We start from the raw sequence: 16,024 nt of genomic DNA on the forward strand, positions 1-16,024 counted from the left end.
AAAAACAATCATCGAATCTACTCTTTTTTTCAAAGAGGTTTTTGGAGGGAAAGTTATTATAGATTAAATCAATCTAGGGTTATTGATAAGCTAAAGGAGGCAATACAGTGTCCTTAAAACCGATTATTAAAGATTAAATAAAACTAGATGTAATTATGATAAAAATTTTTGTATAGCCTCATAAATAAGAGTAGAGCCAAAATAGATAAAGATGAAACAAGCACTTATATCAACTATTTTTATGTTTCTTAAAAAGATATTTAAAAACTTTTTTATAGTAAATACCTGCACTACAAAATAAAACCAGCATAAAGGAATAAGAAGCATAAGAACTAGTAATCCCAGCTTTAGGGAGTATGGGGTATGGATTGGGAGTTTTGCAAGAATAATGCTTACAAAGATTGGAGGTTTTGGATTAGAAAGATTTGTCCATACACCAAGTAGGAATGAAAAAAGAGTGTTTTTTTGTGGTTGGCTGGATATCTCTTCTTTTACAGGTTTGTTTATGGACATAAAAATTCTTCCTGCCATATAAATGAGATAAATTCCTCCTAATAATTTTACAGAATCAAAAAATAGGGTTTTGCTTAAGATATCTATGAGAAAAAAGCCAACAAGAAGCCAAATAAGAGTTCCTGCAACAACGCCAAAAGCACATCCCAATGCCTGTGCCTTACTCCTTATTGAGGTTCTAATCATCAAAAACATATCAGGACCAGGCATAATAACTGCAAGGGACCAAATAAATAAAATGCTAGCAATCTCACTGCTATATTGATGATAAGAAAAATCAAACATAATCATTCCTCTTTCATTTTTATAAGCTTAGACATCTTTTTAAAGTCTTGTTTTATCTTTTCTTCTGCAGGTTGCAAAAGACTTATAATGATAATCACAATGCTTGCACAGACAAATGCAGGAACTATCTCATAAATAGGAAAATAAGCTTTAAAAATATTTTTGTGCAGTATAACAACAATTGCACCTGTAATCATTCCAGAAATTGCTGCTAATCTTGTCATTTTTTCCCAAAATAGTGAGAATAGTATTACACTTCCAAAACTAGCACCGAAACCTGCCCAAGCATATGCAACAATGGACAAAACACTTGAATTTTTATCAACAGAAATCAAAAAAGCAATGCAAGCAATTAGCAAAACACTGATTCTGCTAATTCTCATGATAGATTTTTCTGATGCTTCTTTTTTTAAAATCTTGTGATAGAAATCTTGTGCAATTGTAGAACTTGAAACTAAAAGTTGAGAGCTAGCAGTACTCATAATGGCTGCTAATATTGCACTTAGCAAGATTCCACACATCCAAGGATTAAAGAGTATTTGGCTAATTGCAATAAAGATTTTTTCAGGATCTTTCAAAGAGAGGTTAAACTTATTTACATATGCAATTCCAAGCAGTCCAATAAAACAGGCTCCAATAAGTCCTGCTACCATCCAGCTAATGCCAATACCTGTAGCTAGAGGTATGTCTTTTATAGATCGGATTGACATAAATCGCACCAAAATGTGAGGTTGTCCAAAATATCCTAGACCCCATGCTAATGCGGATAAAATGCTTATGAGCGAGATATTAGAAAAAAAATCTAAGCGATTATTAGTGCTAAACTTTTCTTCTTGTAGGGTGCTTAAAAGATCTTTAATCATAGAGATTGCAACTTGGGGATTTTGCAATAAAAGTTCCTGTGCTTGTTTAAATGAAGCAAGAAATTCTATATTTGTTTGATTTTTGATTTTGATATCCTTGCTGTGCTCCAAAGCAAGAGTGATTTCTTGGAGTTTGGGCAATGTTTCTTTGAAATCTATAGAAAGCTGAGAGAGAATAGTGGGAATGGATTCTTGTAGTTTAATCAGTTCTTGCTTGGCGTGATCTGATTGTTTGATGAGATGAAAAGCTTCTTTAGCACCCCCTAGATGATAAAGCATCACAATGGGTACAGTGAGTAGGGCAAAAAGCATTAAAAAACCCTGTATAAGATCTGTCCAGCATACTGCTTTATATCCTCCAAAGAAGGTATAAATAACAATAACCAATGTCCCAACAATAAGGGCATGGTTATATTCTAAACCAAATGTTGCTTCAAAGAGCTTAGCTCCTCCTACAAGGCCACTTGCGATATAAAAAGTAAAAAATATAAGAATAATACTTGCACATAAAAGTCTTAAGATATGTTTTTGATCATTAAATCTTGCCTCAAGATAATCAGGAATAGTCAGGGATTTGCTAATAGAGTTTGTATAAATTTTTAAGCGTTTTGCTACAAATAACCAATTTAAAAGTGCGCCTATGCTTAAACCAATTGCAATGTAAAATTCAATAAGTCCGCTTAAATAAAGAGCCCCAGGAAGACCCATTAAAAGCCAGCCGCTCATATCCGAAGCACCTGCAGAAAGGGCAGAGATGATAGGACCCATTTTCTTATTTCCTAGAAAATAATCACTGCTTGTTTTATTTTGGTTGAAAAAATAAAATCCAATGCCTATCATCAAAAGGGTATAGCAACTAAAAGTAATGATGATAGGTAGATTAAAATCAATTACTTCAAGATTCATAATTTCCCTTATAAAAATATTGAAATCTGCCAATATATCACAATAATGCTTTAGATAGACTTATTAAGATAGGAGTAGTCCATAGATTAATAAAAAAGCCTTTATGTTATTCATAACGCAAAGCCTGTATAGGATCTAGTTTTGAAGCTCTTCTTGCAGGTAAAAAGCCAAAAATAATGCCCACAATGGCAGAAAATAAAAATGCTCCAATAGCTACCCAAATATCAAACACAAAAGGTATTTGCATATAAAAAGATAAATACAATGAGATCAAAAATGCTAGAGTGATGCCAATGATTCCCCCAAAAGCGCTAATTACAATAGATTCTATCAAAAATTGTAACAATACATCACTAGCCAATGCACCAATTGCTAATCTTGTGCCTATTTCTTTTGTTCTCTCTGTCACTGAAACAAGCATAATGTTCATAATGCCAATACCACCAACAAATAAACTCACACTTGCTACTGCACCCAAAAACAGGGTAAGGGTTTTGGTGGTGCTTTGAAGAGTTTTTTGTATCTCTTTTGTATCCATTACTTCAAAAGTATCCAACTGTCCTGCCTTGATACTTCTTACTTCTCTTAGTATATTTTTAACTTCCTGAGTGGCCTGTGTGCTATCTGTAGTGTCTTTTAGTGCAATAAAGATTCTATTGATATTAAAGATGCTATTGGTGCCAGATATGCTACGATTAAAAACTTTAAATGGAATAAGAATTACATCATCTTGATCTTGTCCCATAGCTCCTTGACCCTTTGATTCTAAAACGCCCACAACCTCGCATACAATTTTTGAGATTCGAACTTGAGAGCCTAAAGGATTGGCTTCATTAAAAAGAGCCTTTTTTACACTTTGTCCAAGAACGCATACATTTTTTGCATATTCATTATCCTTGAAATGGCGCCCCATTGAGACTTTCCATTCTGTAACTTCAAAATATTCTTTTGTTACACCATTAATTGTAGTTTGTGTATTAGAACCTTGAAATTGTGCAAGTGTGCTTGAACTAGATACGGGAGCAATGGCTTTATAGCCTTGAAGACGCATTTTTAGATTATTAACTTCTTGCATGCTAAAGTTTCTTTTTAAAGAACCGCCACCTGTATTTAACCCTCTAGCAGGCATTATTATTAAAAGATTGCTTCCTAGGCTAGATATTTGTTGTGTAATCATTTTTGTAGTCCCATTGCCTAATGCAATCATTACAATCACAGAGCCAACCCCTATGATAATGCCTAGCATTGTAAGAAAAGCTCTCAAATAATTTTTTCTAATTTGCTTAAATGCAAGAAAAAAGGCGTTTAGAATCATTTTTTACCCATCTTTGTTTCAATCTTTTTATTGATATTGCCATCAAGAAAGTGTATTTCCCTAGTTGCATATTCTACCATATCAGGTTCGTGGGTTACCATTAAGATAGTAATTTTTAGATCTTGATTTAGTCTTTGTAGGATTTGCATAATCTCAATACTTCTTTTTGTATCTAAGTTTCCGGTAGGTTCATCTGCAAGTAAGAAAAGAGGTCTTGTTACTATAGCTCTTGCAATTGCAACTCTTTGGCATTGTCCTCCACTTAGTTCTGCACTACTATGATTTGCCCATTTTTCAAGACCCACCATCTCTAAAGCCTCATAAGCAAGCTTTCTTCTTGCTTGTTTTTTTACTCCACGATACAAGAGGGGCAGTTCCACATTTTCTAATGCTGAAGTTCTTGTCAAAAGATTGAAGCCTTGAAAAATAAAACCAATAAAATAACGCCTGAGTAAGGCACGCTGATTGCCACTAAGTGAGGATACATTAGTCCCTTCAAATAGATATTGCCCGCTTGTTGGAGTATCAAGACAACCAAGTATATTTGCCATTGTAGATTTTCCAGATCCAGATGGACCCATTAGGGCAATGAAATCACCCTTTTTGATATCAAGACTCACCCCCTTTAGTGCCTTAAAGGTATTTTTCCCGCTTCCATAGGTTTTGGTGATATTTTTTAGTTCAATAAAGTTCATTTGGTTGTGGAATCTGTAATGATGAGAGTATTTTCTGTGATAAAGTCTGAAATAATTTGAACAAACTTTGAGTTAGAAACCCCAAGTTCTACATTTATTTCTTGAGGTTGATTGTCTTTTAAAACCCATATAGTAGCTTGTTGGCTTGTAATGGTTTGATTTGGGTTAATGCTACGCTTTTGTCTTGGAGGTTGGGTTGGAAATAATGAGGTGCTTTTTTTCTTTTGTGCCACTTGGACTTGAGGCCGATAAAAGATTGCAGAGACAGGAATAAGCATCGCATTTTTTGCAGATGCAACTTCAATATTTGCAGTTGCACTCATTCCAGGTCTAAGCAGAAGCTGATCATTATCTACAAAAATATTTGTCTCATAGCTTGTAATATTATCTGTGGTAGTAGAGGCAAAATTAACACGATTGACTTTTGCATAAAACACTCTATTAGGATATGCATCTACGCTAAAAAAAACTTTTTGATCTATTTTTACTTTTCCAATATCAGATTCTGAGATATTGACAACAAGTTTCATATCTTTTAAATTTTCTGCAAGTGTAAAGAGAGTAGGGGTATTTAGACTTGCAGCTACTGTTTGTCCCTCACTAATTTCCCTTTTAAGAATAATTCCATCAATAGGACTTGTGATGACAGAGTTTTGTAGATCAATTTTTGCAGCATTGATATTGGTTTGAATTTGTTGGATATTTGCTTCTTTAATCTTGATATCTGCTTGTGCTTGAAGGAAGTCTAGTCTTGCAGTTTCAAGCTCTAGTTGAGAGGGGCTTTGTCCCCTTGTAGCCTTATAGAGCTTTGAAAGTTTGTCATAATTCCACTGCTTTTGTTGAAGAGTAATTTTTGAGGCTTCTAAATTTGCTTGCGCGGAGTTGAGTTGCGCTTCATAACCATCAAGGGTTTGTTTAAGTTTATTGGGATTGATTTCTGCTAATATCTGACCTTTTTTTACATTATCATTAACATCTACATAAACTTTGTAAATTGTGCCTGATATTTGACTACCTACATCTACATCATTTGTAGCTGATAGGGTTCCTGTAGCAGAAATGGTTTGAGTAATATCCCCAAAGGTAGGTTTTGTGGTAATAAAAGTAGTTTTTGGTTTTTGAGTAAAAACAAAATAGGCAGTAATAAAAAAAATAACAACAAGTAAGAATAAGGTGATATAAAGCCAGTAGTATTTATTTTTTTGAGGGGTGATTACTTCTTGAATGGACCTTTTTTTCATTACTTCTCCTCTATGGTATTAAAATTCCCTGCGAAGGCTTTATATAAAAGAATAAGAGCAGTGTTTAGTTGCAAAGATGCACTAATTAAATTATTTTTAGCTTGGTAATAATTATTTTCTACTTCAAGCACAGAGAGGTCATCAATAAGATTTTGATACCTTCTTTTTTTAGTATTTTCAAGAACATTTGTAAAAAAATTAAATCCTTCTTGTGAATTTTGAAAACTCTCTTGTGAGGTTTTTAGATTGATGCTTGCATTATTGATTTCTTGTATGGCTGTATTAATAATGTTTTGAAGACTATAATAGGCTTGTTTGAGATCCTCTTTTGCGCTGATATAGGCTTGTGTAAGGGATTGTCGATTTAAAAGAGGCATTGCAAGAGAGCTTGCAATCTGCCAGACTAATTGACCAGCACCTGCACTTGATAATAAAAGTTCTCCAAGACTTCCACTAATACTAATGGAGGGTAAGAGAGCTAATTGCTTATTTGTTTTTGTATAAAAACTTGCCCTTAGGGTATGGATTCCAGAGCTGACATCAGGACGATTTAAAAGAACACTTGAGGGCATAGAATTAATGATTGGAATTTGTGCTTGAGCAAAGATTTTTTCATTGTCAAAATTAAAGTTATACTCTTGTTGATTTAAAAGAACAAGCAAAGCATTTTGATTTTGCTCTAAGGAATATTGCAATGATAAAAGGCTGTTTTTTTGTGATAAAAGATTGTTTTTGGCAGTGTTTAGATCACTAATATCAACAAGCCCAATTTTATATTTTTGTTCAGTAATTAGAAAAATATCTTCAAGATTATTGATAATTAATCTATTGAGCTCAATCATTTGATGAAGTTGTAAAATTGTAAAATAATAGGTTGCTACATCAGCAATTAGGCTTACTTTTGCATTTTCTAAAGTCTGTTGGCTTGCAAGATAGGTTTGAATATTTGCCTTTCTTAATGCATTGAGTTTCCCAAAAAGATCAATTTCCCAGCTTAATGAAAGCGCTGCATTTAGAGAGTTTTGATTGTAATTGACTTGGACATTTTTATAGTTTCTGTCACTATAGTTATAGTTTAAATTGATGGATGTGGATGGAAAAAGATTTGCTGTGCTGATTTTTGCATTACTTCTTGCCTGTGCGATTTTAGATTCTAGAGTTAGTAGATTTGTATTGTTTTTCAAGGCCTGATGGATGAGTGCTTCAAGTTCCTTGTCTTGAAATAGATCAAAAAAAGTTTGCAAATAATCCTTTTGGACTATGTTTTTTTGTCCCAATGTTTGCAATGTCTTTTGATGTATAAAATCTTTAGGGACACCTATTTGAGTGATTAGTTCATCATCTTTTGGGAGTGTAGCACAACCCGTGAAGAATATGATAAGAGCTAAAGCAGATACAACAAACTTCAACCTCATTTCCTAATTTTGCTTATTTTAAGAATCTAAAAAAAGTAGCTCTATTCTATCTAAAAATAGTAATTACTTTCATTGTAGTAGGAATATTTTTAAGATAGTATTTATTTTTTATTTAGAAAAGTATCCTTAAATAACCTTTTAAAACTCTAATAAAGCAAGGAACTTTTTATGAAAAGTAAGATTTTTTTAAGTTTTGTTTTAGCAGGTGCTTTGTGTGCTTTTGAAATACAAAGTATGCCTGATGTCTCTAATCGTATAGGACCAGAGGTTAATGAAAACTCAGTATATTCTTACCACAATTCTATTAAAGAAGCTATTTCTGTAGTTGTTAATATCTCCACTCAAAAAAAGATAAAAACACAATTTCAAAATAATCCAATGTTTAATGATCCATTTTTCCAACAATTTTTTGGGGATTTGTATAACCAGATTCCAAAAGATAGAATTGAAAGAGCTCTTGGGAGTGGCGTGATTATTTCTTCTGATGGTTATATTGTTACAAATAATCATGTGATTGATGGGGCTGATAAAATTTTAGTTACATTACCAAATAGCACCAAAGAATATAATGCCACTCTTGTTGGAACTGATCCAGATAGCGATCTTGCTGTAATAAGGATCGATAAGAAAGACTTACCTTTTATTAAATTTGCCAATAGTAGCACTACAATGATTGGAGATGTTGTATTTGCAATTGGCAATCCTTTTGGAGTTGGGGAGACTGTTACAAAAGGAATTGTTTCTGCTCTAAATAAAAATGGTGTGGGGATTAATAATTATGAAAACTTTATTCAAACAGATGCTTCAATCAATCCAGGAAATTCAGGAGGAGCTTTGATTGATACAAGAGGGGCTTTAGTAGGCATTAATACAGCAATCCTTTCAAGATCAGGGAATAGCTCAGGTGTTGGTTTTGCAATTCCTTCTGATATGGTGAAGCAAGTTGTAATGCAATTGATTAAAGATGGAAAGATTGAGAGGGGTTATTTAGGAGTAGGTATTCAAGATGTAAGTAATGACTTACGAGAGACCTATAATAACCAAGAGGGGGCTGTAGTTATTAGTTTGGATAAAGATTCCCCTGCAAAAAAAGCAGGTTTAATGGTATGGGATTTAATTACAGAGGTAAATGGTAAGAAAGTTAAAAATAGTGCAGAACTTAAAAACTTTATTGGAATGCTAAAACCAGATCAAGATGTTGTGCTTAAGATTCTAAGAGATAAAAAAGAAATGGCGATAAATGTTAAACTAGCAGAGCGCAATAAGAGCAAAAAAGATAGCCCTGTTAGCACTAAGGGAAATGAAGAGGGAGAATTAAGAGGATTGAGAGTAGAAAGTATTACGCCACAAATCCGCCAAAGATATCGCATTGGTAATGATATTCAAGGGGTAATTGTTACAAATGTAGCAGAGGATTCTCCTGCGCAAGAAGTTGGTTTTATGCAAGGGGATATAATTGCTCAAATAGAAAATATTACAATTAAAAATACTAGTGATTTTACAAATGCTCTCAATAAATTTAAAGGCAAAACTAAAAGAATTTTGGTTTATTCAGCAAATGGAGTAAAAACTATAGTAACTAAGTAACTCTTAGTAAAAACCGACTATCTATGTGTGGCTATAAGTAGTTTCCTACTTATAGCTTTTTGATTCTAAACTTTTTTGCAATCTCTCTTTCTTGGGATAAACAAATATGCTTTTTTTCTTGATCCTAATTTTAGGATTATCCACCTTATAAAAAACAATCTCTATAGGAATTAATACATCATTTATATCATTTTGTACTTCTAAGTTTTTTGCTCTTAAAATTACTACTTCTTTTATCTTGCTATGAGATTTGACCTTAATATCACCTTTTGGTTTGATGATTTCAATATCTTTATGATTAATACTAAAGCTAAAATAGGATTCTGATTTACTTGGATTTTCAAATAAGAAAGTATAAAAGTTATCAACAGCACCACTTTTTCTAACTTCATAAAGTTGCGTATTGCGATCAATATTTACCAGCAAAGGTGTTTTTTGAGAAAACATTAAAAGGGCAACGCATAAGGCAATCAGCAATACGGCAATATAGCCCATTGTTTTGGCTCTTAAATATTTTATCTTTGATTTTGTAGTAATTGCATTAAAAGAACTCCAATTTACCAAAGTGGGTTTATCAAACTTTTTCATAACACTCGTGCAAGCATCCACACATTCTAAGCAGTTAATGCACTCAAGTTGCATACCCTTGCGGATATCAATATGAGTAGGACATACCTTAACACACTGATGACAATTGATACATTCATTATTTATATCTCTTTTTTTGGGTGGTGCAAGTAGGGTAGAATCACTACCATAAACTAAGCCACCGCGATTTGTATCATAAATCACCATTTTTGTATTATCATCATAGAGAACAGATTGCACCCTTGCATAAGGACACATATAAATACAAAAGTTTTCTGCTATCCACACAATATCGATAATCATAAATAGTGCAATACAAATCCAAAAAATGAATAAGACTGTATGATCAAAAGGATTTGCTAAATAGGAGAAAAACTCTTTTGGAGGAACAAAATAAAAAAGAAATGTAGCTGAGGCTAAAAAGGCTACAAATGAAAATAAGACAATGGCAATAAACTTCTTAAAAATATTGTTGATAGTTAAGGGGGCTTTTAATTGCTTGTTAGAGATACTTTTATGTAAGCCTAAAATTTTGGTTTCAATTAAATCTCTGTAAATAACCCTAAAAATTGTTTGAGGGCATCCCCATCCACACCAAATCCTACCATATAAAGATGTAATAAAAAAAATACCAACAAATAACCCAATTAATAAAAATGGAACCAAAAAGAATTCTTGGACATTAAAAACCACCCCCATGAGGTGAAGTTCTTTATGAATAAAAGAAAGCAAAAAAATCTGATTATTGTTGATTGTGATAAATGGCAGAAAAGTTAGAATGAGAGATAGTAGGCTATAAAAAAAGTAGCGTTTTTTTCTGTATGAGATTTTCATCATTTCTTCCTTGTTAAATTTAAAGGCATATTTTAAGCTAAACAATCAAAAATAAGAAGATATTTTTAAAGATTACTATGTGTTTTTTTGTAATTTTTGATCAGTTCTTCCTAGAACTATTGGTTTAGATTCTATGTTTTGATTTTTTAAACTAAGAAGTGATGGTTGGGTATTGTTATAAGGGCTGTTCTTTTTAGAATCCTTTTTTTATTAGCATTTGATACCAATAGGTTATTAATAAGAAGAGCCTTATAATCTACTCCTTATTTTTAACAAAAATATTTAGAGTCTTATAGACAAGGCTTTATAAATAATCTATGAGGCTTTTAAACAAAAATCCCTTTTCTTTTAAAATTTTAATAACAGATTTTAGTCCCTCATAAGTATCTTTTTGTGGATGATTAAAGTGATAGATTAATATAGAGCCATTTGTAACTTTTTGTGCTTGAAGTAGTATCTGTTCTTTATCAAAAGTAGCACCCCCATCACCAATTACATCAAAGCCAATAATCTTATACCCCAAGTCTTTTGCAATTGCAATGGCTACATCATCATAGTATGCAGTTCCTGAACGAAACAAAGTGGGTTTTTTCCCTGTAAGATGAGTGATGAGCTCATCTGATAGGATAATCTCTTCATAAACTTCTTGAATATTTTTTGTCCCCTCTATTTGATAAGCACTCTTTCCTTCTATGCTTAGGGGTTTGTGAGAGTTGCCATGGTTTTGAATTGAAAAGAGAGGATTCTTTGCAATCTCTTGAAGTGCTAATTGATGATTTTCAATCCATCTTGTATTAACAAAGAGGATTGCAGGGATTTTTTCTTTTTGTAATAAATCTATAATCCTTTTATCATATTCTCCACTACAAGCATCTAGAGTCAGAAAAATAATAGGCTTGTTAGTTTTTATTTTTGAGATAATGCCTTGATGCTCATATCCCCAAAATACAGGAGTTTTATCCCTGTATTTTTCTTTTATGGATTTTAGTTCTACAGCCTGTAAAAAATTAAGAAAAATAAGGCTAAAAAATAACAGTCTTGTTGCCATAGACAAAAATTTTATTTTGTAATGCAAGATCAATTGCTCTTGCAAAAACAATTTTTTCTATATCTCTTCCTGCCTTTTGCATATCCTTCCAAGTATAGGTATGATCAACTCTAATCACATCTTGAGCAATAATTGGACCCTCATCCAAATGATTATTTACAAAATGTGCAGTTGCACCTATAATCTTTACCCCTCTTTCAAATGCCTGCTTGTAGGGATTAGCACCTATGAAAGCAGGAAGAAAGCTATGATGAATATTGATGATTCTTTGTTCAAATTTTTCTACAAAATTTGGCGATAAGATTCTCATATATTTTGCTAGGACAAGATAGTCAAATGAGTATTTTTCACATTCTTTTAAAATCAGCTCTTCGTGCTTTTCTCTTGTAAGATTTTGATGAGAAATATGAATGAAATTAATTCCAAATTTTTCAACCAAGCTACCAAGGTCTGTATAATTACTAATCACTGCTTGGATATTTACATCAAGCTCCTTGCTCTCATATCTAAGCAAAAGATCCCCCAAGCAATGATTTTCCTTAGTGCAAAAAATAATGATGGATTTTTTTACTTGAGGAATGATTTGTATATGAGCATTATTGGGTAATGCATTTTTGATTTCTGATAAAAGCTTTTGCCTATCAATATCCCCGCTTATTTCTGTTCTCATAAAAAACATATTTTGATCTTTATCCACGAATTCATCATTTTTTTCTATATTTAAATGATGGTCAAATAAAATCGCAGAAATTTTAAAAATTAGCCCCTGCATATCTGGGGACATTACTAAGATGGTGTGCTTATTTGATGATAACATTTTCAAAACTCTCTTTTTCTTCCTTATCTAGTTTTAGAACTTGTGCCTTAACTTTTGTAAAATCAATTTGCTTTAGATCCACCTTTCTAATTTGTGAGTTATACATTGTTTTGTAGAAAAATTCCCTATCGCTTTGGTTACTTACAGCAGTCCATTGGGTAGCACTAGGGAGATTTGGTATCTTTGCTTTTTCTATAAATTCTGTGCCAATGGGTAAATCAAAAAGGTTTAATAGATGAAAAGCTTGAGTAATTCCCTCATAAGCATCCTTTGGCTTAGGTGCTGTGTGAAGAAAAAATGCAGCCCTTATAAATCTTGAAGGTGGAGTAAAATCACCAGGTAGCCCTAACATACCACTTCCAGCCCCTACAGCAAAAATCTCCTGATCTCCCAATTTGAAAGGTTTAGCAGATCCTGCTTTAAGATTGATGTAATTATTAAGGTTTGTAAGATGCCACTCAAAGTTAGGAGAGTTTGTTAAAACACCTATGGTGTTTTGGTGGATCTTAACTTCTCCATTCATTATTTCTATAACAATACTTTTGCCCTGTGCATCATTTACTCTCCAATGGGCTGTAGGAGGTGCTTTTCCATCCTCTAAAAGCATAAAAGGAACCACAACTATATGCTTAAATGCCTCAATGACTTCATCTGTGCTTTTGAAGTTTGAGAGGATATAGGTTACTAAATCCATATCTGCAATAGATTGGTTTGATTTTTTAGGGTCAAATGGGCTAAGACTACCATAATGCGCAAAATAAAACAATCCAGCATTTAATCCCGCTTCATTCATTCCCTCACCAATAAAATTATCCTGTGCGACACTAATTCCAACAAAGCCATACTTTGCCCTCCACTTAATGCCATTTTTACCTTGAGGAGTTTGGGATTGAAATTCTTGATTTTGAGGCGAAATAACAAGTTTGCTTTGCAAGGCAAACTCTCCCCATTCTATTGTGCGTGCTTGGATATGCTTTTTATCAAGAGTGTGGATAGAAATACCTGTGCAAGCAAATGTTGGGCTAAATATCAATGCAATGGAGCAAAATATTAAAACTACCTTTCTCATTTTTTATCCTTTAAATAAAAGTGATTTTTATTGTAGTTTATAAACAAGATTTTGCAGAATAATTTGTGTGCTGGAATTGATGATTTTTTCTAAATACGCATCAAATTTATTCTTTTCTAGCCAGATAGGATCTTGCACTTGTGCTAAGTCTTGGAGTTTTGCTATTGCATCATCAAGACTTCCAATCTCATCAATCAATCCTAGTTTTTTTGCAACCCTTGCAGTAAAAATTTTACCTTCTGCAAAATTTTTGTAATTTTTAGAATCTAATTTTCTAGCATCTGCTACATCATCAATAAACATCTTATATTCTTCTTTTAATAATTGATTTAAGAAATCCTCTTCTTGTTTTGTCCATTTTCTTGTAGGAGTGCCAATTTCTTTAAACTCTCCCATTGCAATACTTTGGGATTGGATTCCAATTTTTTGCATCAGATTTTCAAGATTAAATCCATTAAAAATTACACCAATAGAGCCAATCATTGCACCACGATTTGCATAGATTTTTGTAGCATACATTCCACCATAATAGCTACCGCTTGCCATTGTTCCTTGGACATAGGCTATCACAGGAATTTTAAGGTTTAATTCCTTGATAATATCACTAATTTCAACACTTGCACTAATTGTGCCACCAGGAGAATTTATAAGTAGTAGTGCTCCTTTAATTTTTGGATTTTGTGAGATTTTTTTGACCTGTTCATAAATGCTTGTAGAATCTAAAATCGGACCTTGAAGGTAGATTTTTGCTAGGTTTGCATCTTTGTTGTTTGAATCAGAATCTCTTGTACTTGTAAAGATCAAACAAACAATTAGCAAAAATACACAAGCTTTAAAATACTTTGTGATAAAAGCAAAAGGTGCAACAAGTATTGAAAGAATTTTTTTCATTTTTTACTCTCTTATTTTAAGGTAACTTTTAAAGATGGATTATATCGACTTTGGTTTGATAAAGATGTAAAAAAATCTATTTTTATTGTTTTTGTATTATCTTATTTTAAAGATTAATTTAAAGGAAATGCCAATGAAACAATTAACTCAACAAGAAGCTTATATTCTTTTGCATAAAGGTACAGAGGCTCCATTTAGTGGGGAATATAATAACTTTTTTAAAAAAGGGACTTATCATTGCAAGCAATGTGATAATGCACTCTTTAGTTCAGAGGCAAAGTTTAAATCAGGATGTGGGTGGCCAAGCTTTGATGCGTGTTTGGAAGGAGCAATAAAGGAGAGTTTGGATCAAGATGGCAAGAGGATAGAGATTACTTGTGCTAAATGTGGGGGTCATTTGGGACATGTCTTTTTTGGTGAGGGTTTTACATCTAAAAATACGCGTCATTGTGTAAATTCTTTGGCATTGAAATTTAAGGAGGATTAGATGCTAGAGGTATATCGTGATAACAAGGCTTTAGATTCTAGATGCATTACTCAATTTGATTTGAGTGAAGAAATACTAATGGAAAACGCAGGAATTGCGCTCAAAGATCTAATCAAAAAGGTAACTCATAAAGGCAGTGTAATTAGCATTGTTTGTGGTGGGGGCAATAATGGAGCAGATGGCTATGTATTGGCACGGCAATTATCAGGAGACTATAAAGTTAGAATCTTAGTTGCAAAAGAGCCAAAAAGCCCTTTGTGTATCAAGCAATACCATCGAGCGATGGCAGTGGGTGTAGAGTGTGTAAAAAAGCTTTTGCCCTGTGATGTGGTGGTGGATTGTCTTATTGGTAGTGGGATGCAATCTAGGCTTGATGAAAAGATGCAAAAGATTATTGCAATGATGCAGGGAGTAGGGCGTATTAAAATAGCTTGTGATATTCCTAGTGGTATTGATAGTAATGGAGTGATTAAAGATTGTGCTTTTTGTGCGGATTATACAGTTGCTATGGGAGGAATTTCTCTAGCACTATTAAGTGATTTTGCAAAAGATTATGTGGGTGAAATTATCATAGGAGATCTTGGAGTAAGTAGGCAAAAATATTCTTTACCCTCTCAAATTAAGCTTTTGCAAAAAGAAGATTATAATCCCCCAATTAGAAAGAAACAGGCTTCTCATAAGGGCGATTTTGGGCATTTAAGTGTGTATGCAGGAGAGAGGGGAGGTGCAGGAAATTTATGTGGGATGGCTGGACTTAGTTTTGGTGTGGGAAGTGTAAGTATAGTTGGAAATTTGCACCCTTATTTTGCAGAGCTGATGTATGAAAAGGAGGTCTCATCAAAAACTACAGCTTTTTGTATTGGTATGGGAATGCTAGGTAGTCAAGAAGATTCAAAAGATCTTACTAGGAGTGCCTCTTTGCCTAAAGAATTTTTAGATCTCCCCAAACAAATACCCTGTGTTTTAGATGCTGATATTTTAAAAAATCAAGAGATTATTGAGATTTTACAGAGCTATGAAAACTTAGTCATTACACCTCATTATGGAGAGTTTTTGTGCCTTTGGGAGTTGGCATTTGATGAGGTTTTGCCAAAACAAAAGTTTTTAGAAAATAAGTTTGATTATTTGATGCAGTGGGGTGAGAGATTCCCAAAAGTTGTAACCCTTCTTAAGGGAGCAAATGTAGTGATCGCACAAAAAAATAAAGTTTTTATCAATCCTTTTGGAAATGTCGCTTTAGCAAAAGCAGGAAGCGGAGATGTATTGGCAGGACTTATTGGTGCACTCCTAGCACAGGGAAAAACTCCATTAGAATCTGCTCTGCAAGGAAGTCTTTCTCATAGCTTTGGCGCACAAAGTTTTAAGGAAAAAAACTTTGCCCTAAGGCCTTTAGAGCTATTGCAAGAGATAAAGGGGGCATAAAGCAATCTTTGGCTAAAATCCTCTATTAGTTTTAAGGTAGGAGAGGTC

At 33.1% G+C, this 16,024-nt stretch carries 14 protein-coding genes; 3 read left to right on the forward strand and 11 right to left on the reverse strand.

Going from position 1 to position 16,024, the window contains the following annotated elements; translation table 11 throughout:
- Window positions 1–153: 153 nt before the first annotated feature.
- From C6H31_RS00925 to C6H31_RS00950, 6 genes are all read right to left on the reverse strand, one after another.
- A complete protein-coding gene (locus C6H31_RS00925) occupies window positions 154–798 on the reverse strand; it encodes a LysE family translocator (RefSeq protein ID WP_158654728.1) in 645 nt (214 codons plus the stop codon).
- A gap of 2 nt (window positions 799–800) precedes the next feature.
- Window positions 801–2,567 carry a sodium:solute symporter family transporter gene (locus tag C6H31_RS07165; RefSeq protein ID WP_104696937.1) on the reverse strand — a complete coding sequence of 589 codons (1,767 nt, stop codon included), beginning with the start codon at window positions 2,565–2,567 and terminating at the stop codon, window positions 801–803.
- A gap of 106 nt (window positions 2,568–2,673) precedes the next feature.
- The gene (locus C6H31_RS00935) at window positions 2,674–3,882 is read right to left on the reverse strand and encodes an ABC transporter permease (RefSeq protein ID WP_104696938.1); all 1,209 of its coding nucleotides are present in this window, start codon (window positions 3,880–3,882) and stop codon (window positions 2,674–2,676) included.
- Window positions 3,879–4,577 (reverse strand): ABC transporter ATP-binding protein, encoded by a 699-nt coding sequence (locus tag C6H31_RS00940; protein ID WP_104696939.1) that lies wholly within the window; start codon window positions 4,575–4,577, stop codon window positions 3,879–3,881. The genes C6H31_RS00935 and C6H31_RS00940 overlap by 4 nt, the downstream gene beginning before the upstream one ends.
- On the reverse strand, window positions 4,574–5,818 hold the full coding sequence (locus C6H31_RS00945; protein ID WP_104696940.1) for an efflux RND transporter periplasmic adaptor subunit: 1,245 nt from the start codon (window positions 5,816–5,818) through the stop codon (window positions 4,574–4,576). Before C6H31_RS00945 ends, C6H31_RS00940 begins: the two co-directional genes overlap by 4 nt.
- Window positions 5,818–7,227 carry a TolC family protein gene (locus C6H31_RS00950; protein ID WP_158654729.1) on the reverse strand — a complete coding sequence of 470 codons (1,410 nt, stop codon included), beginning with the start codon at window positions 7,225–7,227 and terminating at the stop codon, window positions 5,818–5,820. Before C6H31_RS00950 ends, C6H31_RS00945 begins: the two co-directional genes overlap by 1 nt.
- Window positions 7,228–7,401: 174 nt before the next feature.
- Here C6H31_RS00950 and C6H31_RS00955 point away from each other — a divergent pair, with 174 nt between their 5' ends.
- Window positions 7,402–8,820, forward strand: coding sequence for a Do family serine endopeptidase (locus C6H31_RS00955; protein WP_104696942.1), 1,419 nt, complete (start codon window positions 7,402–7,404; stop codon window positions 8,818–8,820).
- A 45-nt stretch (window positions 8,821–8,865) separates the two neighbouring features.
- Here C6H31_RS00955 and ccoG read toward each other — a convergent pair whose 3' ends face one another.
- The 5 genes from ccoG to sppA form a co-directional block, all read right to left on the reverse strand.
- Window positions 8,866–10,242 carry a cytochrome c oxidase accessory protein CcoG gene (gene ccoG, locus C6H31_RS00960; protein WP_104696943.1) on the reverse strand — a complete coding sequence of 459 codons (1,377 nt, stop codon included), beginning with the start codon at window positions 10,240–10,242 and terminating at the stop codon, window positions 8,866–8,868.
- A gap of 304 nt (window positions 10,243–10,546) precedes the next feature.
- Window positions 10,547–11,290: a polysaccharide deacetylase family protein gene (locus C6H31_RS00965; RefSeq protein WP_104697359.1), complete on the reverse strand. Its 744-nt coding sequence runs from the start codon at window positions 11,288–11,290 to the stop codon at window positions 10,547–10,549.
- Window positions 11,265–12,107, reverse strand: a complete 843-nt coding sequence (purU, locus tag C6H31_RS00970) for a formyltetrahydrofolate deformylase (protein ID WP_104696944.1) — start codon at window positions 12,105–12,107, stop codon at window positions 11,265–11,267. Before purU ends, C6H31_RS00965 begins: the two co-directional genes overlap by 26 nt.
- Window positions 12,091–13,176: a linear amide C-N hydrolase gene (locus C6H31_RS00975; protein ID WP_104696945.1), complete on the reverse strand. Its 1,086-nt coding sequence runs from the start codon at window positions 13,174–13,176 to the stop codon at window positions 12,091–12,093. Before C6H31_RS00975 ends, purU begins: the two co-directional genes overlap by 17 nt.
- Window positions 13,177–13,203: 27 nt before the next feature.
- On the reverse strand, window positions 13,204–14,067 hold the full coding sequence (sppA, locus tag C6H31_RS00980; RefSeq protein ID WP_104696946.1) for a signal peptide peptidase SppA: 864 nt from the start codon (window positions 14,065–14,067) through the stop codon (window positions 13,204–13,206).
- 133 nt (window positions 14,068–14,200) lie between these two features.
- On the opposite strand from sppA, the gene C6H31_RS00985 reads away from it, so the two are divergent.
- Window positions 14,201–14,554 (forward strand): methionine-R-sulfoxide reductase, encoded by a 354-nt coding sequence (locus C6H31_RS00985; protein WP_104696947.1) that lies wholly within the window; start codon window positions 14,201–14,203, stop codon window positions 14,552–14,554.
- The gene (locus C6H31_RS00990) at window positions 14,555–15,976 is read left to right on the forward strand and encodes an NAD(P)H-hydrate epimerase (RefSeq protein WP_104696948.1); all 1,422 of its coding nucleotides are present in this window, start codon (window positions 14,555–14,557) and stop codon (window positions 15,974–15,976) included.
- The last annotated feature ends 48 nt before the right edge of the window (window positions 15,977–16,024 follow it).

The sequence above is a fragment of the Helicobacter sp. 'house sparrow 1' genome (genome assembly GCF_900199585.1).
GTDB lineage: Bacteria > Campylobacterota > Campylobacteria > Campylobacterales > Helicobacteraceae > Helicobacter_H.

Coding starts and splice junctions, on each gene's coding strand:
- C6H31_RS00925 (WP_158654728.1), bottom strand. CDS start 798: ATGTTTGATTTTTCTTATCATCAATATAGCAGTGAGATTGCTAGCATT.
- C6H31_RS07165 (WP_104696937.1), bottom strand. CDS start 2,567: ATGAATCTTGAAGTAATTGATTTTAATCTACCTATCATCATTACTTTT.
- C6H31_RS00935 (WP_104696938.1), bottom strand. CDS start 3,882: ATGATTCTAAACGCCTTTTTTCTTGCATTTAAGCAAATTAGAAAAAAT.
- C6H31_RS00940 (WP_104696939.1), bottom strand. CDS start 4,577: ATGAACTTTATTGAACTAAAAAATATCACCAAAACCTATGGAAGCGGG.
- C6H31_RS00945 (WP_104696940.1), bottom strand. CDS start 5,818: ATGAAAAAAAGGTCCATTCAAGAAGTAATCACCCCTCAAAAAAATAAA.
- C6H31_RS00955 (WP_104696942.1), top strand. CDS start 7,402: ATGAAAAGTAAGATTTTTTTAAGTTTTGTTTTAGCAGGTGCTTTGTGT.
- ccoG (WP_104696943.1), bottom strand. CDS start 10,242: ATGAAAATCTCATACAGAAAAAAACGCTACTTTTTTTATAGCCTACTA.
- C6H31_RS00965 (WP_104697359.1), bottom strand. CDS start 11,290: ATGGCAACAAGACTGTTATTTTTTAGCCTTATTTTTCTTAATTTTTTA.
- purU (WP_104696944.1), bottom strand. CDS start 12,107: ATGTTATCATCAAATAAGCACACCATCTTAGTAATGTCCCCAGATATG.
- C6H31_RS00975 (WP_104696945.1), bottom strand. CDS start 13,176: ATGAGAAAGGTAGTTTTAATATTTTGCTCCATTGCATTGATATTTAGC.
- sppA (WP_104696946.1), bottom strand. CDS start 14,067: ATGAAAAAAATTCTTTCAATACTTGTTGCACCTTTTGCTTTTATCACA.
- C6H31_RS00985 (WP_104696947.1), top strand. CDS start 14,201: ATGAAACAATTAACTCAACAAGAAGCTTATATTCTTTTGCATAAAGGT.
- C6H31_RS00990 (WP_104696948.1), top strand. CDS start 14,555: ATGCTAGAGGTATATCGTGATAACAAGGCTTTAGATTCTAGATGCATT.